This is a genomic window from Pseudomonas sp. MD195_PC81_125 (assembly GCF_014060985.1).
Taxonomy (GTDB): Bacteria; Pseudomonadota; Gammaproteobacteria; order Pseudomonadales; family Pseudomonadaceae; genus Aquipseudomonas; species Aquipseudomonas parakoreensis.
The window spans coordinates 1-26,323 of sequence record NZ_JABULD010000015.1 but is presented as its reverse complement, the minus strand read 5'-3'; the positions used below and the strand labels follow the sequence as shown (position 1 = coordinate 26,323).

Sequence of the window (26,323 nt, the reverse complement as noted above, 5' to 3'; positions counted from 1 at the left end):
CCCTCGCCACATCAGTTATCTGACCATTATTCCCCCGCCAGCGCTCGCAACTGCGCCAGCGTCTGCTCATCCAGCACGATCCCTTCGGCCATTGATCGCGCGCGCTGCAAATGCCGACGATCGCCCGGCAAACGTTTCAACCCCACGCCGTGCATCTGCCGCACCAGCTCTTCGCTGCGCTCGGCAAACGGTTGCCCGGCAGCCTTGCTCGGGTCGATGACGATCAGCAACTGCCCGGTCCACGGTGTTTTGGCCCCGGGATGGTTCGACCAGTCGAATTCGAAAGAAAAGTTCCCGCCGGTCAACGCCGCCGCCAGCAGCTCGACCATCATCGACAGCGCCGAACCTTTGTGGCCGCCAAACGGCAACAGTGCGCCGCCCTCAAGAATGGCCTTCGGATCCTGCGTCGCCTGACCCAGACCGTCCACACCCATTCCGGCGGGCAGCCGTTCGCCCTTGCGTGCGGCAATCTGCACGTCGCCGTGAGCTATGGCACTGGTCGCCAGATCGAACACGATCGGTGCTCCGCCGGCGCGGGGCGCGGCAAAGGCAATCGGGTTGGTGCCGAACAGCGGTCTGTCGGCGCCATGGGGCACCACGCAGGTCATGCTGTTGACCACGCTGAGCGCCACCAGGCCTTCCTCGGCGAACGGCTCGACGTCCGGCCAAAGCGCCGCAAAGTGATGGGAATTGCGAATCGCCAATACGGCGATCCCGGCGTTGCGCGCTTTCTCCACCAGCAGCGACCGGGCCGCCGCCAGCGCCGGCTGGGCGAAACCATTGCCGGCATCGACTCGCACAAAACCGGAGGCCACGTCCTCGACCACTGGCACCGCCTGACCATTGACCCAGCCACTGTTGAGGGTCGAGACATAACCGGGGATACGGAACACGCCATGACTGTGCGCCCCATCACGTTCGGCACCGGCGCAGTTGGCAGCCAGGGTGCGGGCGACGGACGCCGACGTACCATGGCGCAGAAAAACCTTTTCAAGCAATTGCGTCAACGCTTCGAGCGAGAGTGTGGACGCAGCGAGGGAAGACAGGGGTTCGTGTGGCGCAGACATCTGAAGCTCCAGACTAATTATTGGAGGGAACAACAGCGTACGAATATCCAGCCCACCGATTAACCACGTCAGACACGGGTGCTGTCAACCGTTGCGGTGAAGGCTTGTCGCAGCAAACACATGGCGCTGCCGCTGGTGCGGTAACTATGTACCACCCACGCTATCTGCCCGGTCTTTAGTCTCTTGTCTCAATTTACCGGTGCACCGGACGGTGCCCTGAACGAGACCCGATGATGCCTGCCCCACTCCTCCCCTGCTGTTCCTGCCGTTTCTCAATTCCCCCGGTTTATGGCGCGATCTGGGCAATGTCCATCACTTGTCCACCGCTGACTTCCAGTGGCTGAGCCACGTGCAACTGGCCACCCACGCACTGCGCAGTCAGCAAACCCCGCCCATGCTTGCCCATCGAATCCTGCTCAACACCGACGATACGCCTGCGGTGCCTCTGGCCGGCAGCTTCATACTCAGTGCCACCCCCGATGATCGCGGCGTCATGTTGTACACCCCCTTCGACGGGCTGAAAAAACATGCCAGCCTCGCCAGCCTGACCGCACACCTGGAGGAGCGCCTGAACCGTGTCACCGAAGATGATCGGCTGCTGGCGTTGCTCGCCCTGTCACAACGCAAACGGCTGGTCGAACGACGCGCTGTCAGCGTGACCTATCAGCTTGTCGAGGGCGATATCTTCGAAGATCAACGCGCTGCCATCGATCACTGCCTGCGACTCAACGCGCAGGCAATGCACGATGAATTGATGCAACTGCCCGAACTGGAAAGCCTGCTCCAAAGCATACTCGACGCACTCCTGACGCCGACGATGCCTGGCGTCGACCAGACCCGCACACGCGTGAACCTGTACGCAACCGGCGCAGCAAACGGCCCGGCATCGAGCGACCGTCCTTCACTGGGCGGGTTTGAAGCGCTGTCACCTGGCGATGCGCTGCTTTTGCACTACCGCCACGCCGGATGGCCGGTTGGCCAGACCCATGAGTTTTCGCACCCGGACCGGACAGTCCAGGCCAGTGATCAGCAACACTGGGAAACAGCCATTACCACGGCGTCGGGCAAACTGTTGGTGTGGCTGTATCAACAAATGGAGCGTTACTGGAATGCGCCCAGCGCTGACGGAGTCTCGCGGCGCAGCGTATTGGCGCAGATCATTCGACAGCAGGCGCTGGCAGACTTTTTGCTCAAACGCGAGGCTGGCATTATCGAGCAGCACACCTTCGACAGCCTGCTGACCTCGTTGGGTTTCAGTGACGGTCCGGCACGCCGCGCGACGCTGGAAACCGTACGTTTGTGGGAGCATCAGGCAAACTTCGTGGAGCTGGCCGGCGCGTTGATGATCAGCCATTCCGACAGCTGCCTGTATACCCCGACCCACGGCTTGCAGGTACTGAGGGATTACGAAGATCTCAAAGCCATGCTGCTCGGCAAATTTGCCAGCCCCGGGCACGAAGACGAACTCTACGGTCTGTTGAATCTCGACGAGCGGCAACGCTTTCTCGGTTTCGACAAGCCGCAGGTTTCCGGCCAATCGATTGCCGGAGATGTATTCAGCGTGCTGCTCGAGTTGATCATCACCAAGCAGCGACAGAACATCGACTACGCCTTGCAGTGGTATCGGCACAGCGACGGCGCCGTGGATATTCGCGCGCTGTTCGACAAGGCCCTGGACATACGTTCGATGCTCCACGAGCGGCTTGAGACCCTGGATGCCCACGGGCGCTGGAGCACCCGGCCGATGCTCGCCGGCAACCAGTTACCTTCAAGGGTGCTGGCGGATACCGCCGCGGCCGAAGTGCGCAAATTCGACAGCATCATGCCCAGCCTCGCCGCAGACTTTGCCGCCCAGCCGCTGACCGTCACGGCGCTGCAGCGCACCTACCTGCAAGGAATCGCCGCGAAGCTGGCGCACGCCCTGTCTGTCGGCATCACAGCCGAAGCACGGTTAAGCGTCCTGAATGGCACGCTGAGCCGCCATGAGCAAGCGCTGGTCGACACCGTGTTCAATCCGGATCAACCGGATCGCGGCCGCCGCAAGGCACTCAACGGTTTTCAGCCGGATGCCTGGTCATTGACGTTGCAGGTCGCCGGGCAGAGCGAAATGCTGCCGCTGGCCAACTGCGTCCTGCTCACGGAACGCGGTGGCCGCGATACGCAGCACTCGGGACGCGCGATACTGTGGACACCAGCCCTGGGCCTGGAAGTCTTCCGTTCGATCGAGCATGCCAGACAGGTGTTGGACCAGCGACTGGTGGATCCGCAAAAGCGCCTGATGCTGCTGGAAAACCTCTCCCCTCGGCACCAAGGGTTCCATCAACACTACACGCTGGGACAGTGGCAATTGATCAGCCGCAGTGTCCTGCAGGATCGGGCCGACTCGGCGATCGAACAGTTTCTTCAGCGCTGTGAACAGGTACGGGGCCGTCAATGGCCAAAGCCGCGGGAAACTCAAATCCTCAGGACGCTGACTGAGCAAGTGGTGGAGACCAACCTGCAGCGCGCCACCGCTCTGGCGCGGGCGATCGGCAAACAGCATTCGTTGCCTGCCTGGCTGGGCATGGCCACGCTTGAAGCGCAGCAGCTGCATCTGGAACTGCTGGAACAGTGGCGCCACAGCGTCATTGACGATCAGGATTATCTCCACGCGCTGCCAACCGTGCGTGACTATATCCGGCAGACGCTTCAAACGTTGTTGAAAAGCCGCTTGCAGAGGCAGGATCTTGACCCCGAACAGATCATCGTCACTCCGGCACTGGCGCTGATCGGGCCGGCGATGAGCCTGACCGATTTCGCCCTGAACCATGCGCATCTCGCACAGGACACGGCATTCACCCTCCGCTCGGGCACTGACCGGGCGCTGCCGACAGGGCTTGATCAGCAAGCAGTCAGGAGCCTGCTGCTGTCCCTGAATGTTGCAACAACGTTTGCCGATAAAATCACCTCAGCGTTGTCCGCCAGTGATGTCGCCGCTGAACAACGCAAACAGCGTTTCCTGCGCCAACTGCCTTGGCAATTGCTGCAGCACGCCCATCAGTTACAACTGCAACAACGCTTGTCGCCGAAAGCCTTCGGGTTGATTTCCCAAGTGTTCGACATGCCCGACGCCGTGGCCCGCGCGACCGTGCAAGGGGCCGACGCCATTGCCCGGCCGCTGGCGCTGGTAAAGACTGCCGGAGCATCAGCGGTCAAGGCACTGGCGCTGTACTTGATCGGACCTGCGGGAAAACCCGGCCCCCAGGTGTTGTATGCGCCCTACCACGGTGAAAACGCATTCAGTGAATTCGAGGATGAGGCGGCAGTGATCGCCGCGCTGAATACGCCGGGCTCACTGCAGGACTTGCTGCTGCGCCGCTTGCCGGAAACCCAACGTTCGATCTTCAGCGCGTTGTTCAACGCGAGCAGCGGCCAGACGAGCGAGATGACCCTGGCCACCACCCCGGTCAACGGTAACTGGTTGCTGCAGTTGTTCGACGACAACCTGGCCTTGTTGCCACACTTGCTGAGCGGCCATTCAATGCCGTCGGCGCAGACGGACTGGGACGCCGCGAAGCACCTGTTCAGTTCAGGCATCCAGTTGGTCCGGGGCGTGCTGCCGGGCAAACTCGCCTGTGCGCAGTTTCTCTGGCAAAGCTACAAGGATTTCAAGGGCTCGGCCGAAGCGTTGCAGGATCACCACTGGAAACGTGCGCTGGAAACCTTTACCGCCGGCGCAGCGCAAATGATCAGTCTTGGGCGGCTGGCTCTGGAGTCACGTCTGGAATCTCAAGACCCGATGCTGCCGCAACCGTCGCAGCCAACCGCGCCGAGCGCCCCCCGTCCTTGCGCAGACCAAGCCGACCGATCCGCAGCGCACCGCGTTGCAGGCATTCGAAACCTCGAAGATCGCCCTCAAGGATCTGACCCACAATGCTGCCGAGGGCACGTATCAGGACCTGAAAGCCAAAGCGACCTATGCCCCGATTGCCGGCAAAGTCTATCCCGTGGAACGGCCGGGAGCCGTCTGGCAGATCAAGGGCGCCGACCAGCCAGGTCCGGTGTTGCAGCACACCGCTTCCCGGCAGTTGGTGCTGGACCCGGATCGCCATACCGTGCATTTCGGCAAGACCCTGTCGAAGATGGTCAACCATTACACCACCCATCGCCAGGCCCGCTACATGCTGAATATCGAGGCGCAAGGCATGGAAGAAATCCGCGCCCGCCATCCGGAAAAAGCACACATGTTGATCGAGGCAATTGATCTGGCCCGGCATTACGCGTTCAACAGCCTGCACAATCTTGTTCAGCTACGAAACGATGTGCCGGGCACCCGCCTCGATACTTTTCTCAAGTCTTTTTTTTGACGTGCAACAGATTGATGCCGAGATCCTGCGCAAGTTGAAGCAGTCCATCGTGCCGATCTGTGATGCTCTGGTCGATCCAACAGAGGACCTGTTGAATACCCGACGCTTTGTGGTCGGCTCGAACAGACAGCCCGACTCGGGTGTAATTGCCTTCGTACTGGAGGGCGATCTACTCAAGAAAGTCCACTTCACCGAAAAGTTCTTCAATCAAGAACTGGAATGGTACAACACGGGGCTGACCGAGCCCTTCAATGTCGAAGGGCATGCGCGGGCAGCGACGCTGATCCACGAGTTTTCCCATCAGTTCAACAAAACCGTAGACATTGCCTCCCTGGAAGCGCGGCGTCCGTTTGCTGATTTGATCGCTACGGTGACCGGTTATGGAGCGGCCCGCAAACAGGTACAGACACGATTTCAGCGTGAAGCACTGTCACTGGCCACGCCCCGTGAAGAGCTGTTTTCACGCTGGAATCATGACGCTCAAGAGTGGCTGGATATCGACAAGTTCGAGGGCATGAATCATGTACGCAAGGAAATTCTCAAGATCACACGTACCGCGAATCTGGAAGACGCGCGAACGGCTTTTCTCAACCCGAACAACCCACATCCACGAATCGACACCATATTACGCAATGCCGATTCGATCGCCTTTCTGATCTGTGAAATGGGCCGTCAGCTTGATCCGGTGCCACAAACTCACTCAGGACTCGACTGAAGCAAAAAAAAATGCGCAGGCGGTTGGCCTGCGCATTGTTTATCGCTGGTTGAAATCAGTCTTTCTGGTCACGCAGGACATTGCCCGAGGCACCATCGATGCGGAATTCATACACCGAACCATCGGCCTTGCGTCCCTCACCTTTCCAGTAGCCGTCATTGTCGGCCTCGATTTCATAGATTTCGACGTAACCGGCCTTGGTTTTCACGATCTCGATAGCCTTCTCGATGGTGACCCAGCCCGCACCGGGACGGTCAGCCATGGCAGCACCGGCACTGAACAAGGCGGCGGTGGCGATTGCAGCGGCCAAGGTTTTTTTGATCATTTTTTCACTCCATTTGTGGATGATGTTCGTCTAACGTCCTGTTTTTGGGCGCCACACGGAAAAATAAGTTCCACTTTGATGGGCAATTGCCATGACGGATGTTCTCGGCACCCGACCCGCAAGGTTAGAATGCAGCAAATCAGGACGAGTCAATGACCCAAGAATCCCTCTCGGAAGCCGAATACGATGCAATCACCGATGCCGCCGCGCACTGGTGCATGCGTCTGCACGCCGCAGACTGCTCCGCCGAAGAGCGTCTGGCTTTCGAGCAATGGCGCGATGCGCATCCGCTGCATGCGTTCGAATATGACGCCATGCTGGAAATCTGGGACGTTGCCGAGCACTTGCCCCGTCCGCAGGCGCTGCCGGATGTACCGCTGAATAAACCGGTTCCCGCCTGGCGTCGCTATGCAATGGCGGCGAGCGTCTGCGCACTGGCCTTGCCACTGGCGGCGTACAGTGGCTGGAATCTGGGCTGGTTGCCCGACAGCTATCAGCACTTCGAAGCCACCGACAATGTCCGTCAAGTTACCTTGAACGATGGCAGTCAAGTCGAACTCAACCTCAACACCGAGCTGACTTTCAGCAATTACAAGGACCAACGCCGAGTCACCCTGAAAAAAGGCGAGGCGTTTTTCGAAGTCAGTCACGACCTCTCCCACCCGTTCGTGGTCAGGGCCGGCGAAGGCAAGATCCGCGTGACGGGTACCCGTTTCAATGTCTGGCTCTACGAAGATCAGGTACGGATTAATCTGATCGAAGGCTCGGTGCTGGTAACCAGCAACGCCGCACTGCCCGGCGACGGTCTGCGCCTGGGGCCCGCCATGCAGGCGCAGTACCGGCATGGCGACTACATGCCACAGATCAGTCAGACCTACGCCAACGACAACGCTCTGGCCTGGCGCAATGGCAAACTGGTGCTCGACAACCTGGCACTGAATGAGGCCTTGCCGCTGATCAATCGCTACCTGAGCAAACCGTTGAAACTGGCTGACGCCAGTACCGGCGCCATCCGTGTCGGCGGTGTCTACAACGTCAAAGAACTCGGCGGCCTCGTCAACACCCTGCCCAAGGTGTTGCCGGTCTACCTGACCCGTAACACCGAGGGTGATCCGGTGATCAATTCGATGCCGCGGCAGCCGCCGAAAACCTGAAACCGGACACCACCTGCCAGGGTGAACCCGGAGCAATAAAAAGCCGCTGTCCCCATTCAGGGAGCAGCGGCTTTTTTGTTCAGACTGACTTACTGCGCAACCACCTCAGCGCTCTTGCCCGCCACATCGCGAACGGTCTGCAATTGATACTGCGGGTCGGCAGCGATCTGCTGTTCAGTGAATGGCAAGACGCTCCACTGTTTTTTCGAAAACGCCTCGGTCTGATCCCGGGAATATTTCGACTCGGGGTCGCTCGACAGCGAGAACGCCAGCAGCCCTTGAGCATGCGGGCCTTTGTCATCAAAGCTCACCACTTGCAGATAGCTGGTACCGCTGATCACTTCGAGTTTGCCGTCTTCACGCGGCACACTCTGGATCGCGTTGTAGATTCCCAGCGTCCCGGGCCCGCCGTGGATCGCAGTTTGTTGAGCGCCGTTGCTCACCACTTGAATATCGCCCCAGCGGGTTTCAGGTTTGAGCCCCATTTTCTGCGCGGTGGCGGCCGACGCCAGCAGCGCTTCACGCAGGGCCTTGCTCACGGTCGGTTGCTCGATCGCCAACCCGCGTGGCGTATGTTGCGGGTCTTTTGGATCGAACGGCACCCGCCAGATATCCGGCGACGCTTGCAGCGCCTGCATGATGTTCTGGAAATGCACCAGACCGATGCCCGAATCCAGATTCGCCCGGCCATCCCAGCCCTTGAGGCTGACACAAACCGGCTTCAACGCCGCCGCGTCTGCCCCCAGATCCGCAGCGCAGAACTTCAACAGATCGGGCAGCACCTGGGTTGCCAGATAGACGTTGTCGTCCATTACCATCTGCTGCAGATCCTTGACCGCCAGCGGCCCCTTTTTGCCCAGCGCACTCAGACGCTCCAGCGCAAATCGCGATCGCAGGCCCAGTGGTTGGCCATCCTGACTGATCAGTGGCGAGAACCCCGTCAGCGGTTGTGCCGGGTTGGCCAGCCACGCGGAATCGTTGGAGTGCTGGACGAAGTCCTTGCGCAACAGTTGCGGCAGCTGGCTGGCGGCATAGATGCCCTTCTGCGCCGCTTGCGGATCGATATCCCAGGCGCAAGCGCTGTTGGAACCGTCGAGCACGATCATCTGCAAACCGATGCGCGGGTCGCTGCACTTGGCCAGTTTGTCGGCGCTGACGTTCGGCACCACCGACAGGTTCATGTACAGCGTTTGCCCCTTGTCATCCACGGCCAGCGTGTTGACCCACGGGATGCCCTGGATCTTGTGCACCGAATCCTGCAGGGCTTTGAGGCTTGATGCCTGGTTCATCGCGTACCACTGCGTCAGCACGCGATCATTGTCCAGATTGGCGTCGCGCAGGCTGTAAGCGTACTGATGATCCCAGTCGAGTTTGCCCGGCCACTGAACAATCGGGCCGAACTGCGAGCTGTAGACATCGCGCGAAACCGGCACCACTTGGCCATCCGCCTGTTTGACCTGCACGGTGACGGTCTGCTTGTCCAGCGGCAGCGACTTACCGTCGAGCAGGTAGCGGGTCGGATCTTTCGGGTCGAGTTGCAGGCGATACAGGGTGAAGTGTTTCGATGAATCGACCGTGTGGGTCCAGGCCAGATGCTGGTTGAAACCGATGTTGATCATCGGCAGCCCCGGCAAGGCGGCGCCCATGACGTCCAGTTTGCCGGGGATGGTCAGGTGCATCTGGTAAAAGCGCATGCCGCCGACCCACGGAAAATGCGGGTTGGCCAGCAACATGCCGCGTCCGTTGAATGAGCGTTCACTGCCGACCGCCACGGCGTTGCTGCCGCGATCCAGAGCGAAGCGCTGCAGGCGCGCGTCCGCCAACTGATAGGCCTTGGCACTGCTGTCGAGCTGCGCCGTGGCCTGCGGCGGGGTCGCGCCCGCCAGGGCTTCGGCGAACTGCCCGACACCGCCCTCGACCAACAAGCGCCGAGTAAGCTTCACCAGATCTTCGGCAGCGATATCGCGCACCCACTCGCCCTGGCACTGTTGCGGCAGGCCTTGCTCACGGCGTTCGGCCAGATAGCGGTTGTAGCCGGCGGCGTAGCCTGCCACCAGATCGCGCACCTGCGCCGGTTGCGCGTCCCAGAAGGCTTTCACCGCTTCGGGGGTGTTGAGCCAAGTGAAGAACAGGTCGCTGACGCGATTCTCGCGTTGTTCGACGGTGAACTGATGCGGCCCGAAATAGCGCGAGCGCTGACCGTTGACCGTGACAATCTCGTTGGCCAGCAAGCACAGGTTGTCCTGCGCGTAGGCGTAACCGATGCCGAAACCCAGCCCGCGCTCGTTCTCGGCGCGGATGTGCGGCACGCCAAACGCGGTGCGGCGGATATCGGCACTGGCTGGCGTGGCGGGACTGAATGCATGGGCCGACAGACTGAGCCCGAGAAACGCGCTGGCGAGGGCCAGCCCGGTTAACTGCCTGGAAATAATCACACTCGCTCCTGATCGATAGGACACGGTTCGGCGCGTGCGTTGCGCAAGCTTCGAACTCGGTCTGAAGTTGACGCCTGCGCCTGGGCGCAAGGTGGCTATTCAGGAAACGAATGCAGCAAAAAAATATTTAGCCCGTTTGCCCAAGGGACAAAACCGCCGATGACGGGAAAACAACGAATAACCGACAAAATTTCTACATATTTCCTTTCATGATTTGTCGTGCTGAAACGTCTTGTTTACTGAGAGCAGCCAAAAACGTTTCCTGAACAGGCTCTGCAAAGGAGTAACCCATGTACAACTCGCAACTACCAACGGACGGTAGCCAGGCGTCACAAGGAGCTTCCATGAGTCCCCGCGCGAGCAGTTTCGCACCCAGCCCCGAACGCCAGGGCAATGAGCGCATTCGCCTGTTGCTCAAAAGCTTCGGCCTGCGCACCAGCCTGATTCGCCTGAAGGTCATCGACGCGCTGTTGGTCGCCGCGCAAAACGATCGACGCCTGGGCGTGCGCGGTGTGCACAGCCAGTTGCTGGACCTGGATATTCCGTTGTCCTTTCTCAGCGTGCGCGAAGTGTTGAAGCGTCTGTGTGCCGAAGGGGTTGTCACCTTCAACCCGGACAAGAGTTACAGCCTGCATCCACAGGCTGCTGCCGTGCTCAATCACGATTGAAGCGTCCCGCGATCGCCGTCAGGGTCTGACCTTGCGGCGCATCACCCCGTTGATCACCACCACGACCACCGCCACACCGATGGCGATGTACTGGAACGTCTTCTCGCTGATCATCCCGGCATTTTGCAGCCACGACAGGCCGAGCATGATCGCCAGCACCGACAGCGCGATCAGTATCGAATATTTCAAACGTTGCTTCTGGGTCATTGCGGGTTCCTGAACCTTTCAAATGTATCCGGTTTGTATCCGGTTGCATGCCATGCACATACCGTGTTGCGGGGATGGGCTTTGATAAACGCGGTCTCATGTTACAGCCGATGAAGAGTTTTGGCTTCATGACGGCGTAACCATGAGGATTTTTGAAATGTTCCGTCGAATCACCTGGCTGATTCCCGTCCTTGCCGTACTGACCTTGAGCGGCTGCATCATTTTCCCCCACGGCGGCTGGCATGACGACCACCATCGGTACCAGGAAGGTCCCGGTTATTACCAACATCGATAGGCGATGACTCCCCGCATAAACGTTAAAAACTGTGTTCCCGGAACGACCGCGCCTGCTGAATAGCAGGCGCTTTCTGTCTCTAATCTGACCTGCTCGTGTAAGACGTTGATCAAGCTTTTGTAGGACTCTTCGAGCTGCAACGATTTGCGCATTTTTGATATTTCTGGTCACACCCGTCTGGTGTAAATCCACCTCCCCTCCGCTCTACTCTCTGCGCCCCCTGAAGCCCAACCAGACGAGCTCATCCGCGCATGCAACGAACACTTATCGATATCAGCCCCGGACAGGCCATCGGCTTCTGTCTGGCCGTCTCCCTGTTTGAACTGCTGACCTACATGGCCAGCGACCTGATCATGCCGGCAATGCTGGCCGTTACCCTGGAATTAGAAGCAGACGCGCGGCATGTTCCCTACGCATTCAATCTGTACCTGATCGGTGGTGTCTGTCTGCAATGGCTGATAGGTCCACTCTCCGACCGTTTTGGCCGGCGGCGGCTGCTGTTGAGCGGGTGCCTGTTGTTCGGCGTGGCCTGTGCCGCGACCTTTGGCACCAGCAGCATTGAAGCGTTCAACCTGCTGCGGCTGATGCAGGGGATGGGCCTGGGCTTCGTTGTGGCCGTCAGTTATCCGGCCCTGCAAGAAGTTTTTCCGTGAAGCGGATGCCGTGCGCTTGATGGCACTGCTGGGCAATGTGGCATTGCTGTCGCCGCTGCTCGGGCCATTGCTTGGCAGCCTGCTGCTCGAATGGCTGAGCTGGCGGACGCTGTTTCTCGGCCTGGGCCTGGCGGCGGCCGTTGCCTGGCTGGGCCTGTATGTCTGCATGCCCGAAACCATCGACGTCATGCGCAACGACGGCCAACAACAGGCACCCGTTGCGTTTAACGCACGGCAGGTTGGACATCGCTATCTGACCTTGCTCGGCAACCGCCACTTCCTGTACGCCAGCCTCGCACTGGGCTTGATGAGCCTGCCGCTGATTGCCTGGATCGGGCTGTCGCCGCTGCTGCTGATGCAGTTGCTGGGCCTGTCCTCGCGCGAATACGGGCTGTGGCAGATCCCGATCTTTGGCGCCGTGATTGTCGGCAATCTGATCCTCGATCGTTTGCTCGCCAGCCACTCGTTGACCCGGGTCATTCGCATTGCGCTATGGCCACTGTGCCTGGGCCTGACCGGATTGATCGGCACAGCCCTGTCCAGCGCTGCGCTGCCGCTGTTGATTGCCAGCCTGTCGCTGTATGCCATTGGCCTGGGCATGAGCAATGCAGCGCTGTACCGGTTGGCACTCTTCGCCAGCGATGACAGCAAGGGCCTGGTTTCCGCGACCATCGGCATGCTCTCGATTGTCGTAATGGGCACGGGGCGGTTCGCTGATAGCCGCTGTTGGCGGTGCCGACAGTCTCGAGGGTTTCGCCCTGTGCGCGGCACTCGCTGGTTTGCTGTGCCTGCCGCTGATCCAGCGCTTTGTGCACTTGTCAAAGCAACCCGACCTTGCACCGGCTACACCTGAGGAGGCCCGCTAATGCACCTTTTCCCTCACAGTGACGCACTCTGTGCATCCCCGGCCGCCTACTGTGCGGACTCGTTGGCGCCCGGTCTGTTTGATCGGGCCATGCTCGAAATCACCCGTTTTCACATCGAACAGACCCCAGGTTATGAGCGTTGGCTAAACGCCAATGGCATTGCAGCCAAAGACCTCGAAACCCTGGAGGACTGGTCGCAGTTGCCACCGATTTTCGCCAATTTCTTCAAACAGCATTTGCTGCTCAGCCCCACGGGCGAGGACGCGCTGGAACTGACGTCCTCCGGCACCAGCGGGCAAAAAAGCCGCATGCGTTATGACGCGCGCAGCCTGGGTGCGGCGCAGTACATGGTCGAGCGGATCTTCGCGCAGTACGGCTGGATTACACCGCATACGCCCTGCAATTACCTGTTGCTGAGCTACGAACCCCAGGCGCGAATCACCTTGGGCACATCGTTCACCGATCAGTTTCTGTGTGGCTTTGCCCCCGTCAATCGGGTGGTGTATGCACTACGGGCCGACGGTGACGGCCATCGCTTCGATCTGTTCGGCGTGATAACAGCCCTGCAAGCCTTTGCTGAAGAAGGTTTGCCGGTGCGCATCTTCGGTTTCCCGGCCTTTCTCTGGGAAACCCTGCAACGCATGCGCGCCACCGGCGTGACGGATCTGCAACTGCCGGCCGGATCGCTGGCGTTCTTTGGTGGCGGCTGGAAAACCCGTGCCACCGAAGAAGTCCCCAAGCAACAGCTGTACGCGCGGATCCAGCAACAATTGGGCATTGATGCCAACGACTGTCGCGATGGCTACGGCGCCGTCGAGCACGCGGTGCCTTATATCGAGTGCGCCCACCACCATTTTCATGTGCCGGTCTATTCGAAAGTGTACGTGCGCAGCCCCGTGGACTTTTCGGTCCTGCCCTATGGGCAGTGCGGCCTGCTCAGCCTGGTCTCGCCTTACATCTCGTCAAGTCCCGCCCACGCGGTGGTCATGAGTGACCTCGCCACGCTGCATCCCGCTGCAAGTTGCGGCTGCGGTCTGGCGAGCGACTGGTTCCAGTTGCATGGCCGTGCCGGCACGGCGGCCGCGCGGAGCTGCGCCATGGCCGCTTCGGAATTCCTGGGGAAACACTGATATGTACTTGATCAACGGAAAACTGCGCGGCGATTGCGATCTCGACAGTGCGTTGCAACAACTTTACCCGCTGCTGCCAAACCGGCTGCAGACGCCCCTTGAGACCTCCACTTTACTCACCGCTGCGCAGGCGTTCGCCGAACGTCTGCAACATCAATCTCTAGCGCTGTCACTCGACACCGGCCAGCGCCAAACCCTGATCGACTTTTGCCAGCCAGCGACGCTGCAGGCCAAGCTGGATCATGAGCTGGGCCTGCAACCCGATTCCCTGCGCCGCATCGACTATCGGCAGTCGCTTTTCGAGCGCTGGAGCCCTCTGGGACTGGTGGTTCACATCACGCCGGCCAACGCGCCGTTGCTGGCGTTCTGCGCAGTGCTGGAGGGTCTGTTGAGCGGCAACGTCAACTGGCTGCGGCCCAGCAGCAGCGACGGCGGACTCACTGCGCGCCTGCTCCAGAAGTTGCTGGAATGTGACCCGAGCGGGCAACTCGCTGGTTACGTCGCGGTGTTGCCGACAACGACCGGACAAATCGGTCAGCTGTGCAGACACGCCAACGGTGTCTCCGCCTGGGGCGGCGAAACCGCGCTGCAAGCCATCCGCCTGCAGATCCCGCCAGGCTGTCGCTGGATCGACTGGGGTCACCGCATCAGCTTCGCCTACCTGACCCCGGATGCGGCATCACCCGCCGTCCTCGATGCCATTGTCGATGAAGTCTGCCGCCTCGATCAGCAAGCCTGCTCCAGCCCGCAATGGTTGCTGGTAGACAGCGACGATGTGAGCGTATTGAACGATATCGGGGCGCAACTGGCTGCCGCGTTCGAGCGTCGCAGCGGGCACTGGCCGGCGCTCACCCCCGACGCTCGAAGAAGCCTCACAAATCACCACCAGTACGGCGATGGCGCGGCTGGGGCAAAGTTTTGTCGGGCAGACCGGCCGGGTCTGGAGTACGCCGCACTGGCGGGTGATCTGGAGCCATGACCGTCAGCTCGAACCTTCTGCGCTGTTTCGCAGCCTGCTGCTCAAACCCCTGCCTCGCGAACTGCTGGGCGCTACGTTGTTGCCGTGGCGCAACGTACTGCAAAGCTGTGCCTTGCTGTGTCCCGAGGCGCAAATCGCCGAACTGGCGCAGATGCTGATCGCCGCCGGTGTGACCCGCATCGCCCCGATTGAAGCCATCCACGAAGGCTACGACGGCGAACCCCCATGACGGTGTCTACGCCTTGCAGCGCCTGAGCCGTCGCGTGTCGGTCAGCCTGCCGCCGGACGCGCTGGCGGGGTGTGCCACGCTTGACCGCCAGCCGATTGCGCCAGCGCTATCAGGGGTGTCGATCATGGACAAGGCGACATTTGCAAGCCAGCCACCGAACGCCAAGGCACAACTGTACTTTCGGTCCGGCGGCAGCAGCGGTACGCCGACACTTTCCGCTTTCAGTTACCACGATTTCCAGCTTCAGATGCGTGCCACTGCCGACGGCCTGCTCGCGGCCGGCCTGGATCCGGCGCAAGACAATGTCATGAACCTGTTCTTCAGCGGCGGGCTGTACGGCGGATTTTCAAGTTTTGCCAAGGCGCTGGAACAACTGGAGGCCCGACACTGGCCCATGGGCGCTCCAGCGGATGACGATTACCGGGAGATCGCGCAACTGATCGTGGAACAACGGATCACGGTGCTGATCGGCATGCCCAGCACCGTGCACCGGTTGTTTCTCAATGAACAGCAGACGCTGCAGCGCTACGGCGCCATCGACAAGGTTTTTCTCGGTGGCGAGCACGTGAGCGCGCCCACCCGCGAGTTGTTGCAACGCTGCGGAGTCAGGCTGATCCGGTCGGCGATTTACGGCAGTGTCGATGCCGGCCCGCTCGGCCATGCCTGCCAGTTCACGGCAGACGGTGTGTTCCACCTGATGAGCGACATCCAGCACCTGGAAATCGTCCATTTCGATCAGGACGCGCCGGTCGATCACGGTGAGTCGGGGCGTCTGCTGGTGACCTCCCGGGCGCGTCAGGGCCAGTCCGTGCAGCGCTATGACATCGGTGACAGCGGACGCTGGCTATCCGGCCCATGTCCCTGCGGTCTGACCTCACCGCGCTTCGAGCTGCTGCAACGGCACGGCAAATTGCTGCGCATCGCCACTGACTTCATCTCGCTGGCAACGCTGGCGCAGCGCCTGCAAGCGCCGTTTCAACTGATCCTCGACCACGGCCCTGACGGCCGGGAACGCATGCGACTGCGCAGCCCACTGGAGCCGGCTCAGGCCCATCTTCAGCTGCAGGGCTATCAGACGCTGAGCACGCTGGTGCAGACCGGACTGCTCACCGTAGACGTCGAGCAATGTGCCGTTGCGCAATTTGCCCGAAACAGACACAGCGGCAAGACACCGTCCGTGATTGATTCACGCCGCTGAAGACGGGCGCCTGCTGGCGCCCCACCGCTCCTTTCCATACGAAACCACCATGAACACCACCACAGATTTGAATGCCTTGCTCGATTTTGCCCGCCGACGTTCACCTTATTACCGTGATCACTTCAAGAACGTCCCGGCCCCCATCAACGGTTTGAACGAGCTGCCCCTGGTCGATCCCGGGCAGTACTGGCACGGCAGCCAGTCCCTGCAGCAGTGGTCGGCGTTGACCGGCCCGACCGCGGATGCGCTGGTGTTCCAGACCGGGGGGACCACCGGTTCAGGCAAACTGTCGCTGTTCACCCGCGGCGAATGGCAAACCCTGACGCGTGATTTCGGTAGCCACCTCACAGCACAACTGAACCCCGGCGACCGGGTCGCCAATCTGTTCTTCGTCGGTGACCTGTATGCCAGCTTCATTTTCGTCCACGATGCCCTGGCACATGTCGAGACACCCGTCAGCGAGTTTCCATTCACCGGGGCCGTCGATAGCGCTGTACTGGCCAAGTCGATCGTGGCGAACCGGATCAACGTGCTGGCTGGCGTGCCGGCGCAACTGTTGAAATTTGCCGCCTGGCTTGAGCGCCGGTCGCAGGTTCTGGTGGGTGTCGAGACCCTGCTCTACGGTGGCGAGAGCCTGTTCGAAGCACAGTTGCAAATGCTGCGTCGGGTGCTTCCGAATGCGCGTATCGCCTCCATCGGTTACGCCAGCGTCGATGCCGGATTGATCGGCGTCAGCACCCGCGATTGCGCTCTGGGCGAACACCGAATGCTGGAGCGCCACAGCGTGCTGGAGATCATCGATGAGGTGAGCGGTACTGTCATCGAAGAATGCGACCGTAACGGCAAACTGGTCATAACCAATCTGACCCGTCGCCTGATGCCCGTCCTCCGCTATCCCGTCGGCGATCTGGCGTGCTGGCGTGAACCGCCCGGCACGCCCATGCGCAAATTCGCGCTGATGGGACGCAGCATGAGCAGCCAGCGCGTACGGGTGGGCGTTTTGAGTCTGGACATCCGTGACATTGGCGATCTGGTGCAAAGCCTCGGTAACCGCGCCGACTGGCAATTGGTCATCGAGCAACAGGGAAAAAAAGACCTGCTGAGTCTCAGATGGGTACCCGACAGGCACATGACTGATATCGCCCAGACCAGCGCAAACCTGCGCAGCACATTGATCGAGCAATATCCGTGGATCGAGAAGCTACACGGCGAGCAATTGCTCGATCTGCATGTGATCGCCTGCGCCAGTGATGAACTGACGTGTCACCCACGTTCCGGCAAGCATCAGCGGGTCGTGGACCGGCGCGACTATCAGACTCCGTGCGAGCAGCAAGCCTGATGGCCAAGACCCTCCTGCGGCGCTATCGCATCACCGACGCACCGGCAGTCAGTGGCCTGTTCGAAGCCATTTACGGCACTCGTTATCCTCAACCGCATGTGTATCTGCCGTGCATGATCAATCAGAACCACAGTGACGGGCGCTGGCACTCGCTGGTGGCGGAGGTAAACGGGCAGATTCGCGGGCATGCCACCCTGTTTCGCCGGTCAGGCAGATCCTCACTGGCAGAACTGGCATTGACGGTGGTGCATCCGGATACCCGCGGGCAGAACATCGCCACACGGTTGGGCCGGCAATTGCTGATTCATGCCCAGGCCCTGGATTGCCGGGGCGTCACCATCAAGCAGGTTACGCACCATCCGTACACTCAGCGTATGGCCGCCAGTCTCGGCTTTCACAGCTGCGGTCTGTTGCCGGATTACGCCGCTTCGCCCTTCGAAGGACAGGACCGAGAGAGCATCGTTGTCGGCCACTACGACATCGAGGGTTTTCGACGCCCGCTGCCCGCGCTGGCCTGGCCAACGGATTGGGGCGAATTGGTGTCGCATCTGGAGGGGGCGTTTGGTACCACCGACAAAGCGGCGCCCTGGAGCGGCCCGAAGGTCCATGTCGAACACGCCTCGGGGCGCTATGACATTGTGCTCAAGGAACTCGATGACAACCTGCTCAGGCAACTTGAGCGACTGCCGGTGCAATGGCTGGTTTCGCTCAGACTCAGGCTCGCCCAAGGATTTCCCGGCTCACTGATCCAACTTGCCGATGTGGGTTTCGCTTTCACCGGAATCGTTCCCGATGAGCGTAGCGAAGGCTGGCTTGGGCTGTTTCATCGAGGTTACCAGCCGTCAACGCTGACATTGCACTGTCCGCACATGCAACGCTTGCAGGACCAGGTCCGACAGGTCGGGCAAATGTACCGAGGCTGAAAAAACGGCCCGCCCACAAAATGGGCGGGCCGTTTTTCAAGATTCAGGCCTTGGCTTTGACACCTTGATCCACAGGTTTCGGCGCGTTGCCTTCACCGTAGGTTTTCAGGTTCTGCAGCACGTAGATCGCCTTTTTGAATTCGGGGATCAGGTTCTTGCCGTAAGCGTTGCCATTGAGGCCATTGCTCTGGATCGCGTCGAGCTGGGTCGCGAAATATTCCAGTGCGTTGAATTTGGCATCGACGTCTTTGGTCACGCCGAACCGGTCGAACTTGTCGCCGGCATTGAGCAAGGTGAACGAGGTGATCTCGGAGATCAGCCCGCGGCTGCGCAGGAAAACGCTCAGATTGCCCAGTTGTTTGACGGAAGTGTTCGACGGGTCGAAGCCCTTGATGTTCTTGCGCAGGCCCTGCTTGTCCATTTCTGCGGTGTTCAGCGCGTTCGGATCGTTGCCGACCATGGTCAGCATCTGCTGCACCTTGACGCTCTGACTCACCTGCTTTTTCGCGCCCGTATTGCGAACCAGCACACCTGCCTTGCTTTCCCAACCACCGACAATGCCGATCGTCATGAGAAGACTCCCTGTGAAATAACCATGAAATGTCCTTGGTGACACTTTGAATGACGCGAAGTATCTACCGGCCAACTAGTGGCACCAACCCTTTTAGTGCAGTCGCTTACAATTTCTGTACATTCTCGATACAAATCACCGCAAGCTCACTATCACTGGGCTTCATGGCAGTTTGACGATGGCTGGCGATGCTTTTTCCTTACCGGTTAAACAGGCGGTCAATTCATTTGTATCAGGATCGATACGCCCCTTCTGTCAGCCGGAAACTTTCTTGCACGAAAGTACCTAAAGCTTCCCCGCTCGCCGACGATACGCTGGTGTAACCCCGCCGTTTTTCTCTCGACCCCACAATAAGAATCGCAGCTCAAGGACCGGTCTCCATGCCCGCATTCCGCACCATTCAGGCTCGCTACACGTTATTTCTGGTTCTGTTCATCCTGCTGCTGTCGGTGCTGACCGTGGTCGGTATCAGCCAATTGGTCGCACCCAAGCTGCGACATACCGAAGAACAGGTGGTGCTCAATCGCATCGCCGAAGTCGCCGAGCAGATTCAGGGCGAACTCAATAAGGTTCAGTCGCAGCAACGCAGCATCACCCAGACCATTCCACTGCTCGACAGCGCGGCCATCGACACGGTGTTGCCGGGGCTGGTGGACCAGTACGGCGAACTGAAAGTGTTTGGTGGCGGGATCTGGCCGTTGCCGGGCCAGCGCGAGGCCGGACGTAACAAGTTCAGCACGTTCTGGCACCGCGATGCCTCGGGCAAACTGGCGGTGAACACCTTCTGGAACAGCGACGCGGCGCCGAACTACTACGATCAGAGCTGGTACAAGGGTGGCATGCAGACCCCGCGCGGCCAGTGCGCCTGGGCGGCCGCCTATAAAGACGATGCGAGCGCCGAGCCGCGCACCAACTGCGCCATGGCGATCCAGAAAAACGGTGCAGCCTGGGGCGTATCGACCATCGACGTGACGCTGGGCTTCTTCAATGATCTGGTGGCGCGCAAGGAAAAAGACCTCAACGCCGAAATGCTGATCGTCGAGGCCGACGGCAAGATCATCAGCAACAGTTCGCGCATCAGCGGCCCGATCGTGCTGAAGAACATCAGCGAGCTGGCCGCCGGTTCGACCTTCGCCAGTCAGGTCAAGGCCGGCATGCAAAACCGTGATCAGGCGCAACGTGTCGAGTTCGACAACAATGGCGAGGCCAGCACGTTCTTCATGCGCCCGATCGAAGGCACGCCGTGGTTCCTCGCCACCGCCCTGCCAACGAAAATGCTCACCGCCCAGCGTGACGACGTGCTCAGCAGCCTGAGCCTGCTGCAGATTCCGCTGGTGATTCTGCTGGTGCTGTTGCAGGTGTATGCGATCCGCCAACTGGTGTCGCGAATGAAAGCGCTCAAGGCCAATATCGACTCGTTGTCCAGCGGCGATGCCGATCTGACCCGGCGCATCACCATCCGCGCCGAAGATGAACTGGGCGCCATCGGCCACTCGGTCAACACCTTCATTGCCTACCTGCAGAACATGATCGGTGAAGTGACGCAGGCCACCGGCGCCATGGCCTCAAGCCTCGATGATCTGCAACGCACATCGGCCAACACCAGCCAGATTCTGCTGCGCCATGCATCGGAAACCGATCAGACCGTTACCGCCATCACCGAGATGAGCTCGACGGCCGAAAGCGTCGCGCAGAATGCCGCAGAAACCGCAGCGTTTACCCAGCGCGCCAACGAAAACGCCGACCGTTCGCGGGTGGTCGTCGGTGAAGCCACCAACAGCGTGGTGGCCTTGATCGATGAAGTGGCCAGCGCCACCAAAAAAGTCGAGAACATGCAGCAGGACGCGCAGCGCATCACCGAGATTCTCGGAGTGATCGGCGCCATCGCCGGCCAGACCAACCTGCTGGCGCTCAACGCCGCCATCGAAGCCGCCCGGGCCGGTGAACAGGGTCGCGGCTTTGCCGTGGTGGCCGACGAAGTCCGCGCCCTCGCCGCCCGCACTCAGGCCAGCACCTCGGAGATCAACGAAATGCTGACTCGCCTGACCCAAGGCGTGAGCTCCTCGGTCAGCGCCATGGAAAACACCCAGGCCAGTTGCCAGTCTGCCGCCGACGCCACGGCGCGGGTCAACTCAGGTCTGGATGAAATGGCCGGCTCGGTCAGTCACATCAACAGCCTCAGCACGCAGATCGCCACCGCTGCCGAACAGCAGAGCGCAGTCACCGAAGAGATCAATCGCAGCATGGTGCAGATCCGGCACATGGTCGAAGAACTGGTGCACAGCGGCCAGGCCAGCGAACGCAACACCCACCAGCTGCTGGAAGCCAACAACCGGGTGAGCGCGATCATGGGGCGGTTCAAGGTTCGTTGAGCCTGACAGATTTGTAATCTTTCACTCAGCAGGCTGTCAGGCTTGATCAATGATCATCCTGCCAGCCTGTCTTGTATCAACTTGAAACACTCCGTTGATGCCGGGCAGGATAATCCGGTCAAAATGCTTTCCTTTTTGATCGTCATCCGAGCCGAGAATCCATTATGCGAACCTCCCTGCGACTGGCCGCCCTCAGCGCCCTGCTCCTCTCCTCCCTGGCCCAGGCGGCCGACCTGATTCCGATCGAAGTCCATCGCGATGCCAATTGCGGCTGCTGCAAAAAATGGATCAGCCACCTCGAAGCCAACGGCTTCAAAGTCGAAGACCACGTCGAAAGCGACATGAGCAGCTTCAAGCAGCAACACGGCGTACCACCGCGCCTGGGCTCGTGCCATACCGCGCTGATCAATGGCAAGTTCGTCGAAGGCCACGTGCCGGCTGAACAAGTACTGGCCCTGAGCAAGCGTGACGATCTGTTGGGTATCGCCGCACCGGGCATGCCCATGGGGTCGCCGGGCATGGAAATGGACGGCATGAGCGATGCCTATCAGGTGATCGGCCTGAAGAAAGACGGCACGGATGTGGTAGTGGCGGACTACCCGGCGCATTGATGGCTGCCGGTTACCTCGGGCTGTTCGCGGCGGCGTTCGGCGCTGCGACGCTGCTGCCGCTGCAATCGGAAGCGTTGCTGGTCGGCCTGATCGCCAGCGACCGTTACTGGCTCTGGGGTCTGTTAGGCGTGGCGACGCTGGGCAATGTCCTCGGTTCGCTGGTCAACTGGTGGCTGGGGCGTGGCCTCGAACGGTTTCAGGATCGACGCTGGTTTCCGGTCAGCGCGAAACACATGGCCACCGCGCGTAAACATTACGAGCGGTACGGCCACTGGTCACTGCTACTCAGTTGGCTGCCGGTGATCGGTGACCCGCTGACCCTGATCGCCGGCGTCATGCGCGAGCCACCCGGGCGCTTTCTATTGATCGTCACCCTGGCCAAGGGCGCGCGCTACGCGGTGGTGGCGATGCTGACCCTGGGCTGGCTCGGTTGAACATTCTGCACGCAGCGTTGCCTGTGGTTAACGTCGCCCTAATCCGGGCGTTCCAGCATCGGCCGATTTTCATGGAGTTTGTCCCTATGTCCGTCACGCTCTCCCGCTGGCTGCCCGGCCTGTTCCTCAGCGCCGCGCTGCCGCTGTTTGCCCATGCCGCTGCCTCTGAAGCAGCCCCCGCCGACGGCCCGACTTATGGTCCGGAGCTGCAGGGTTTTCAGTATCCCTACACACTCAAGCACTTTGCCTTTCAGTCCCAGGGGAAATCCCTGCAGATGGGTTACATGGACGTCGCCGCCCACGGCAAGGCCAACGGCCGCACCGTGGTGCTGATGCACGGCAAGAATTTCTGCGCCGCCACCTGGGACAGCTCGATCAAGGCCTTGAGCGAAGCCGGTTACCGGGTGGTTGCGCCGGATCAGATCGGCTTCTGCACCTCGAGCAAGCCCGACCACTATCAGTACAGTTTCCAGCAACTGGCGACCAACACCCAACAACTGCTCAAGGCCCTCGGCATCCAGAAAGCCACGCTGCTCGGCCACTCCACCGGCGGCATGCTCGCCACCCGCTACGCGCTATTGTTCCCGGAACAGGTCGAACAACTGGCGCTGGTCAACCCGATCGGTCTGGAGGACTGGAAAGCCCTTGGCGTGCCTTATCGCACCGTCGATCAGTGGTACCAGCGCGAACTCAAGGTCACCGCCCAAGGCATTCGCGACTACGAACGCAACACCTATTACGACGGCCGCTGGAAACCCGAATTCGACCGCTGGGTCGACATGCTCGCCGGCCTGAGCAATGGGCCCGGCAAGACCCAGGTGGCATGGAGCTCGGCGCTGATCTACGACATGATCTTCACCCAGCCGGTGTACTACGAGTTCAAGGACTTGAAAATGCCGACCCTGTTGCTGATCGGCACGTCCGACACCACGGCCATCGGCAAGGATCTCGCCTCCCCCGAGGTCAAGGCGAAAATCGGCCACTATGAGGTCCTCGGCAAGCAGGTCGCCAAGCTGATTCCGAAGTCGACGCTGGTGGAGTTCCCCGGCATGGGCCACGCGCCGCAGATGGAGGAACCGGCGAAATTTCACCAGGCCTTGCTCGGCTGGCTGAACAACCCCAATCCCGTTCGTTGATGAGGTAAGGCTGATGGCGGTGCAGATTGCAGTAATCGATGACTGGCAAGACGTGGCGCGGGACGTGGTCGACTGGTCGGTGCTCGACAGCATCGGCGCAGTGACGTTTGTGCACGACTACCCGGCGGACAATGCCACCCTGGCCGAACGTCTTGGCCAGTACCAGGTGATCTGCGTAATGCGTGAGCGCACGCGTTTCGACCAGGACCTGCTGCAGCGCCTGCCCAACCTCAAGCTGCTGGTCACCGGCGGCATGCGCAACGCGGCGCTGGACATGCAGGCGGCTGCCGACCTCGGGATCAAGGTCTGCGGCACCGACAGCTACAAGCACGCGGCGCCGGAGCTGACCTGGGCGCTGATCATGGCCGCCACGCGCAATCTGCTGAACGAAGCCAATGCCCTGCGCGCCGGGGGCTGGCAGCAAGGGCTGGGCGGTGATTTGCACGGTAAGACCCTGGGCATTCTTGGTCTGGGCAGCATCGGTCAAAAGGTCGCGCAATTCGGTCAGGTGTTTGGCATGCGCGTGATTGCCTGGAGTGAGAACCTCACCGCCGAACGCGCTGAAGCCGTCGGCGTGACCCGGGTCAGCAAACAGCAACTGTTCGAGCAGGCCGATGTGCTGTCGGTGCATCTGGTATTGAGCGAGCGCAGCCCGTGGGCTGGTCGACGCACAGGCGCTGGACTGGATGAAACCCGGCGCGCTGCTGGTCAACACCGCCCGCGGGCCGATCGTCGATGAAGCGGCGCTGATCAAGGCCTTGCAGAAACGCAAGATCGCTGCAGCGGCGCTGGATGTGTTCGATCAGGAACCGCTACCTGAACTGCACCCGTTTCGCACACTGGACAATGTGCTGGCCACACCGCATGTGGGGTATGTCAGCCGACAGAACTATGCGCAGTTCTTTGCACAGATGATCGAGGATATTCAGGGGTGGGCAGCGGATAATCCAATCAGGATCCTCAACTGACCCCGTGTAGGAGCTGCCGAAGGCTGCGATCTTTTGATTTTGATTTTCTAAAAACAAGATCAAAAGATCGCAGCCTCCGGCAGCTCCTACAGGGTTTGTGGCGGATCAGGCGCGATCGCGGGGAATTAGGCTCTGCAACTGCTGCGCAAGAAAATCCGCATCAAACAAAAAGGTGTCCGGATCCTTCAGGCCATTGGTCTTGCGCCACTGCCACTCGCCGCTCGGTAATCCCACCAGCGAAATGCTGCCATAGCGCGCCGCCGTCAGGCCCATCACCGCCAGAGAAATCTGCCCAGCGCTGCCCATCACGTCCGGCACGAACTCCACCGGTTTGCCGGCGATCACGATGCTGAGTTTTTCAGTCTTGAAGGTCGAAGTCTCCACCGGTGTGCTCGGCCCGAATGCGACGTAAGCCTCGCGGCTCACCTCCAGCAGGCTCGGTGCCTGCACCGGTTCCAGCCATTGCTGGATCTGGCCGAACAGTTCGGAGATGCGGCTGGCCCAAGCCTGCGACTGGGTTTCGAATAATTGCTTCTTGTGCGCTTCACTCTCGGCATAGTGACGAAGCATTTCGCCCAGTTGTTGTACGTCGTTCATCGGTACGTTCCTCGGGGAGAGCCTGCAAGAGTCGATAGTGACAGATCGAGGCGCCGGCGTACGTTTAACCTCGAACGCCGACACCGTGACACTTGGCAAATGGATCAACGGTACAGTTGCTTTGTACTGGCATCCGTCGTGCAACCGATGGACACTCGGCCGGAGCCCGACTTTTCCAATACGGGCCATTGAACGAGGAACTTCAATGCGTACCATCGGCTTGATCGGCGGCATGAGCTGGGAATCCAGCGCTGAATATTATCGACTCATCAATCAACAGGTCCGCGACCGCCTCGGCCCGCTGCGCTCGGCGCAAATCCTGATGTACAGCGTCGACTTCGGCCCGGTCGAACAGGCCCAGCACGCCGGGCGCTGGGACGATGCGGCGGCGATTCTGGTGGATGCCGCGCGCAGGCTGCAGGCCGGCGGCGCCGAGTGCGTGGTGCTGTGTACCAACACCATGCACAAGGTCGCGGAGCAGATTCAGGCAGCGATCAGCATTCCGTTCCTGCACATTGCCGAACCGGCAGCGCAGGCCGCGCTGAATATTGATGCGCACACGGTGGGCCTGCTCGGTACGGCGTTTACCATGGAGCAGGATTTTCTCAAGCAGCGTCTGATTGCGCAGGGTTTGACAGTGCTGGTGCCAGACGACGCCGAGCGCAAGGACGTGCACCGGATCATCTACGACGAATTGTGCGTCGGAGTGATCAGTGACGAATCACGCACCATCTATCAACGAGTGATCGAGTCGCTGACCGCGCGCGGTGCCCAGGCGATCATCCTCGGCTGCACGGAAATCGGCTTGCTGGTCAAACCCGAACACAGCGCCCTGCCCCTGCTCGACACCACCGAACTGCATGCGCAGGCGGCGGTGGCGTTTGCATTGAGCGACTGACTCCCACAGGATTTTTTTGGCTTATCGACGGCGCAGGCGGGCCATGCTCAGGGTGTCGACCCATTGCCCGTCACGCACGGCGTAGTCTCGGAACAGGCCTTCGTTCTCGAAGCCGAACTTGCGGTACAGACCGATGGCCGCCTCGTTGTCGGCGTACACCGAGAGTTCGACCCGATGCAGGTTCATCCAGTTGTCGGCGACGTCCAG

The 26,323-nt window shown here is 60.5% G+C and carries 19 protein-coding genes and 5 pseudogenes; 17 read left to right on the top strand and 7 right to left on the bottom strand.

Annotated elements, in window-relative coordinates; translation table 11 throughout:
• Positions 1–26: 26 nt before the first annotated feature.
• Positions 27–1,067: an Ldh family oxidoreductase gene (locus tag HT737_RS00800; protein ID WP_108182630.1), complete on the bottom strand. Its 1,041-nt coding sequence runs from the start codon at positions 1,065–1,067 to the stop codon at positions 27–29.
• A 316-nt stretch (positions 1,068–1,383) separates the two neighbouring features.
• Between HT737_RS00800 and HT737_RS00795 the strand changes: the two genes are divergently transcribed.
• Both HT737_RS00795 and HT737_RS32315 read left to right on the top strand, forming a co-directional pair.
• Positions 1,384–5,310, top strand: a complete 3,927-nt coding sequence (locus tag HT737_RS00795; RefSeq protein ID WP_308809967.1) for a DUF6543 domain-containing protein — start codon at positions 1,384–1,386, stop codon at positions 5,308–5,310.
• Positions 5,311–5,348: 38 nt separating this feature from the next.
• A complete protein-coding gene (locus tag HT737_RS32315; protein ID WP_308809966.1) occupies positions 5,349–6,128 on the top strand; it encodes a hypothetical protein in 780 nt (259 codons plus the stop codon).
• Positions 6,129–6,183: 55 nt separating this feature from the next.
• Here the strand turns inward: HT737_RS32315 and HT737_RS00790 are convergent, their stop codons facing one another.
• Positions 6,184–6,453, bottom strand: coding sequence for a PepSY domain-containing protein (locus HT737_RS00790; RefSeq protein WP_047294224.1), 270 nt, complete (start codon positions 6,451–6,453; stop codon positions 6,184–6,186).
• Positions 6,454–6,605: 152 nt separating this feature from the next.
• Between HT737_RS00790 and HT737_RS00785 the strand changes: the two genes are divergently transcribed.
• Positions 6,606–7,607, top strand: a complete 1,002-nt coding sequence (locus HT737_RS00785) for a FecR family protein (RefSeq protein WP_182401003.1) — start codon at positions 6,606–6,608, stop codon at positions 7,605–7,607.
• Between the two features lie 89 nt (positions 7,608–7,696).
• Here HT737_RS00785 and HT737_RS00780 read toward each other — a convergent pair whose 3' ends face one another.
• Positions 7,697–10,042, bottom strand: coding sequence for an acylase (locus HT737_RS00780; protein WP_182401002.1), 2,346 nt, complete (start codon positions 10,040–10,042; stop codon positions 7,697–7,699).
• 290 nt (positions 10,043–10,332) lie between these two features.
• Between HT737_RS00780 and HT737_RS00775 the strand changes: the two genes are divergently transcribed.
• Positions 10,333–10,710 carry a fe2+ zn2+ uptake regulation protein gene (locus HT737_RS00775; RefSeq protein WP_047294218.1) on the top strand — a complete coding sequence of 126 codons (378 nt, stop codon included), beginning with the start codon at positions 10,333–10,335 and terminating at the stop codon, positions 10,708–10,710.
• An 18-nt stretch (positions 10,711–10,728) separates the two neighbouring features.
• Here the strand turns inward: HT737_RS00775 and HT737_RS00770 are convergent, their stop codons facing one another.
• Positions 10,729–10,917 carry a hypothetical protein gene (locus HT737_RS00770; RefSeq protein ID WP_047294216.1) on the bottom strand — a complete coding sequence of 63 codons (189 nt, stop codon included), beginning with the start codon at positions 10,915–10,917 and terminating at the stop codon, positions 10,729–10,731.
• Between the two features lie 157 nt (positions 10,918–11,074).
• Between HT737_RS00770 and HT737_RS00765 the strand changes: the two genes are divergently transcribed.
• The 6 genes and pseudogenes from HT737_RS00765 to HT737_RS00740 all read left to right on the top strand — a co-directional run bounded on the left by HT737_RS00765 (position 11,075) and on the right by HT737_RS00740 (position 18,529).
• Positions 11,075–11,212 (top strand): hypothetical protein, encoded by a 138-nt coding sequence (locus HT737_RS00765; protein ID WP_177327908.1) that lies wholly within the window; start codon positions 11,075–11,077, stop codon positions 11,210–11,212.
• 251 nt (positions 11,213–11,463) lie between these two features.
• Positions 11,464–12,731, top strand: a pseudogene (locus tag HT737_RS00760) (MFS transporter).
• Positions 12,731–13,861 (top strand): acyl-protein synthase, encoded by a 1,131-nt coding sequence (locus HT737_RS00755; protein ID WP_182401000.1) that lies wholly within the window; start codon positions 12,731–12,733, stop codon positions 13,859–13,861. The pseudogene HT737_RS00760 and the gene HT737_RS00755 overlap by 1 nt, the downstream one beginning before the upstream one ends.
• 1 nt (position 13,862) lies before the next feature.
• A pseudogene (locus tag HT737_RS00750) lies at positions 13,863–16,267 on the top strand (aldehyde dehydrogenase family protein).
• A gap of 49 nt (positions 16,268–16,316) precedes the next feature.
• A complete protein-coding gene (locus tag HT737_RS00745; RefSeq protein ID WP_182400998.1) occupies positions 16,317–17,606 on the top strand; it encodes a phenylacetate--CoA ligase family protein in 1,290 nt (429 codons plus the stop codon).
• The gene (locus tag HT737_RS00740; RefSeq protein WP_182400996.1) at positions 17,606–18,529 is read left to right on the top strand and encodes a GNAT family N-acetyltransferase; all 924 of its coding nucleotides are present in this window, start codon (positions 17,606–17,608) and stop codon (positions 18,527–18,529) included. Before HT737_RS00745 ends, HT737_RS00740 begins: the two co-directional genes overlap by 1 nt.
• Positions 18,530–18,572: 43 nt before the next feature.
• Here HT737_RS00740 and HT737_RS00735 read toward each other — a convergent pair whose 3' ends face one another.
• Entirely contained in the window at positions 18,573–19,100 is a 528-nt protein-coding gene (locus tag HT737_RS00735) for a hypothetical protein (protein ID WP_047294205.1), read from the bottom strand.
• 380 nt (positions 19,101–19,480) lie between these two features.
• Between HT737_RS00735 and HT737_RS32505 the strand changes: the two are divergent.
• The 6 genes and pseudogenes from HT737_RS32505 to HT737_RS00710 all read left to right on the top strand — a co-directional run.
• Positions 19,481–20,611 (top strand): annotated as a pseudogene (locus HT737_RS32505) (cache and HAMP domain-containing protein); the annotation flags it as partial.
• Positions 20,612–20,944: 333 nt separating this feature from the next.
• Positions 20,945–21,472: pseudogene (locus HT737_RS32500) on the top strand (methyl-accepting chemotaxis protein); the annotation flags it as partial.
• A 164-nt stretch (positions 21,473–21,636) separates the two neighbouring features.
• On the top strand, positions 21,637–22,083 hold the full coding sequence (locus HT737_RS00725; RefSeq protein ID WP_095135615.1) for a DUF411 domain-containing protein: 447 nt from the start codon (positions 21,637–21,639) through the stop codon (positions 22,081–22,083).
• Positions 22,083–22,517 (top strand): YqaA family protein, encoded by a 435-nt coding sequence (locus tag HT737_RS00720; protein ID WP_047294201.1) that lies wholly within the window; start codon positions 22,083–22,085, stop codon positions 22,515–22,517. Before HT737_RS00725 ends, HT737_RS00720 begins: the two co-directional genes overlap by 1 nt.
• A gap of 86 nt (positions 22,518–22,603) precedes the next feature.
• Complete coding sequence (locus HT737_RS00715; RefSeq protein WP_182400992.1) at positions 22,604–23,653, top strand: alpha/beta fold hydrolase; 1,050 nt, start codon at positions 22,604–22,606, stop codon at positions 23,651–23,653.
• A gap of 13 nt (positions 23,654–23,666) precedes the next feature.
• A pseudogene (locus HT737_RS00710) lies at positions 23,667–24,621 on the top strand (D-2-hydroxyacid dehydrogenase family protein).
• Between the two features lie 105 nt (positions 24,622–24,726).
• Here the strand turns inward: HT737_RS00710 and HT737_RS00705 are convergent.
• A complete protein-coding gene (locus HT737_RS00705) occupies positions 24,727–25,218 on the bottom strand; it encodes a hypothetical protein (protein WP_121185226.1) in 492 nt (163 codons plus the stop codon).
• A 205-nt stretch (positions 25,219–25,423) separates the two neighbouring features.
• Between HT737_RS00705 and HT737_RS00700 the strand changes: the two genes are divergently transcribed.
• Positions 25,424–26,116: an aspartate/glutamate racemase family protein gene (locus tag HT737_RS00700; protein WP_182400990.1), complete on the top strand. Its 693-nt coding sequence runs from the start codon at positions 25,424–25,426 to the stop codon at positions 26,114–26,116.
• Between the two features lie 21 nt (positions 26,117–26,137).
• On the opposite strand, the gene HT737_RS00695 is transcribed toward HT737_RS00700, so the two are convergent.
• Positions 26,138–26,323 (bottom strand): GNAT family N-acetyltransferase (locus tag HT737_RS00695; protein ID WP_182400988.1); only part of this gene is annotated, 186 nt, incomplete at its 5' end.

Bases quoted from the DNA above. Each gene is read 5' to 3' on its own strand.
- HT737_RS00765 (WP_177327908.1), top strand. From the start codon at position 11,075: ATGTTCCGTCGAATCACCTGGCTGATTCCCGTCCTTGCCGTACTGACC.
- HT737_RS00770 (WP_047294216.1), bottom strand. From the start codon at position 10,917: ATGACCCAGAAGCAACGTTTGAAATATTCGATACTGATCGCGCTGTCG.
- HT737_RS00745 (WP_182400998.1), top strand. From the start codon at position 16,317: ATGAACACCACCACAGATTTGAATGCCTTGCTCGATTTTGCCCGCCGA.
- HT737_RS00725 (WP_095135615.1), top strand. From the start codon at position 21,637: ATGCGAACCTCCCTGCGACTGGCCGCCCTCAGCGCCCTGCTCCTCTCC.
- HT737_RS00715 (WP_182400992.1), top strand. From the start codon at position 22,604: ATGTCCGTCACGCTCTCCCGCTGGCTGCCCGGCCTGTTCCTCAGCGCC.
- HT737_RS00790 (WP_047294224.1), bottom strand. From the start codon at position 6,453: ATGATCAAAAAAACCTTGGCCGCTGCAATCGCCACCGCCGCCTTGTTC.
- HT737_RS00740 (WP_182400996.1), top strand. From the start codon at position 17,606: ATGGCCAAGACCCTCCTGCGGCGCTATCGCATCACCGACGCACCGGCA.
- HT737_RS00785 (WP_182401003.1), top strand. From the start codon at position 6,606: ATGACCCAAGAATCCCTCTCGGAAGCCGAATACGATGCAATCACCGAT.
- HT737_RS00705 (WP_121185226.1), bottom strand. From the start codon at position 25,218: ATGAACGACGTACAACAACTGGGCGAAATGCTTCGTCACTATGCCGAG.
- HT737_RS00800 (WP_108182630.1), bottom strand. From the start codon at position 1,067: ATGTCTGCGCCACACGAACCCCTGTCTTCCCTCGCTGCGTCCACACTC.
- HT737_RS00755 (WP_182401000.1), top strand. From the start codon at position 12,731: ATGCACCTTTTCCCTCACAGTGACGCACTCTGTGCATCCCCGGCCGCC.
- HT737_RS00775 (WP_047294218.1), top strand. From the start codon at position 10,333: ATGTACAACTCGCAACTACCAACGGACGGTAGCCAGGCGTCACAAGGA.
- HT737_RS00735 (WP_047294205.1), bottom strand. From the start codon at position 19,100: ATGACGATCGGCATTGTCGGTGGTTGGGAAAGCAAGGCAGGTGTGCTG.
- HT737_RS00720 (WP_047294201.1), top strand. From the start codon at position 22,083: ATGGCTGCCGGTTACCTCGGGCTGTTCGCGGCGGCGTTCGGCGCTGCG.
- HT737_RS00700 (WP_182400990.1), top strand. From the start codon at position 25,424: ATGCGTACCATCGGCTTGATCGGCGGCATGAGCTGGGAATCCAGCGCT.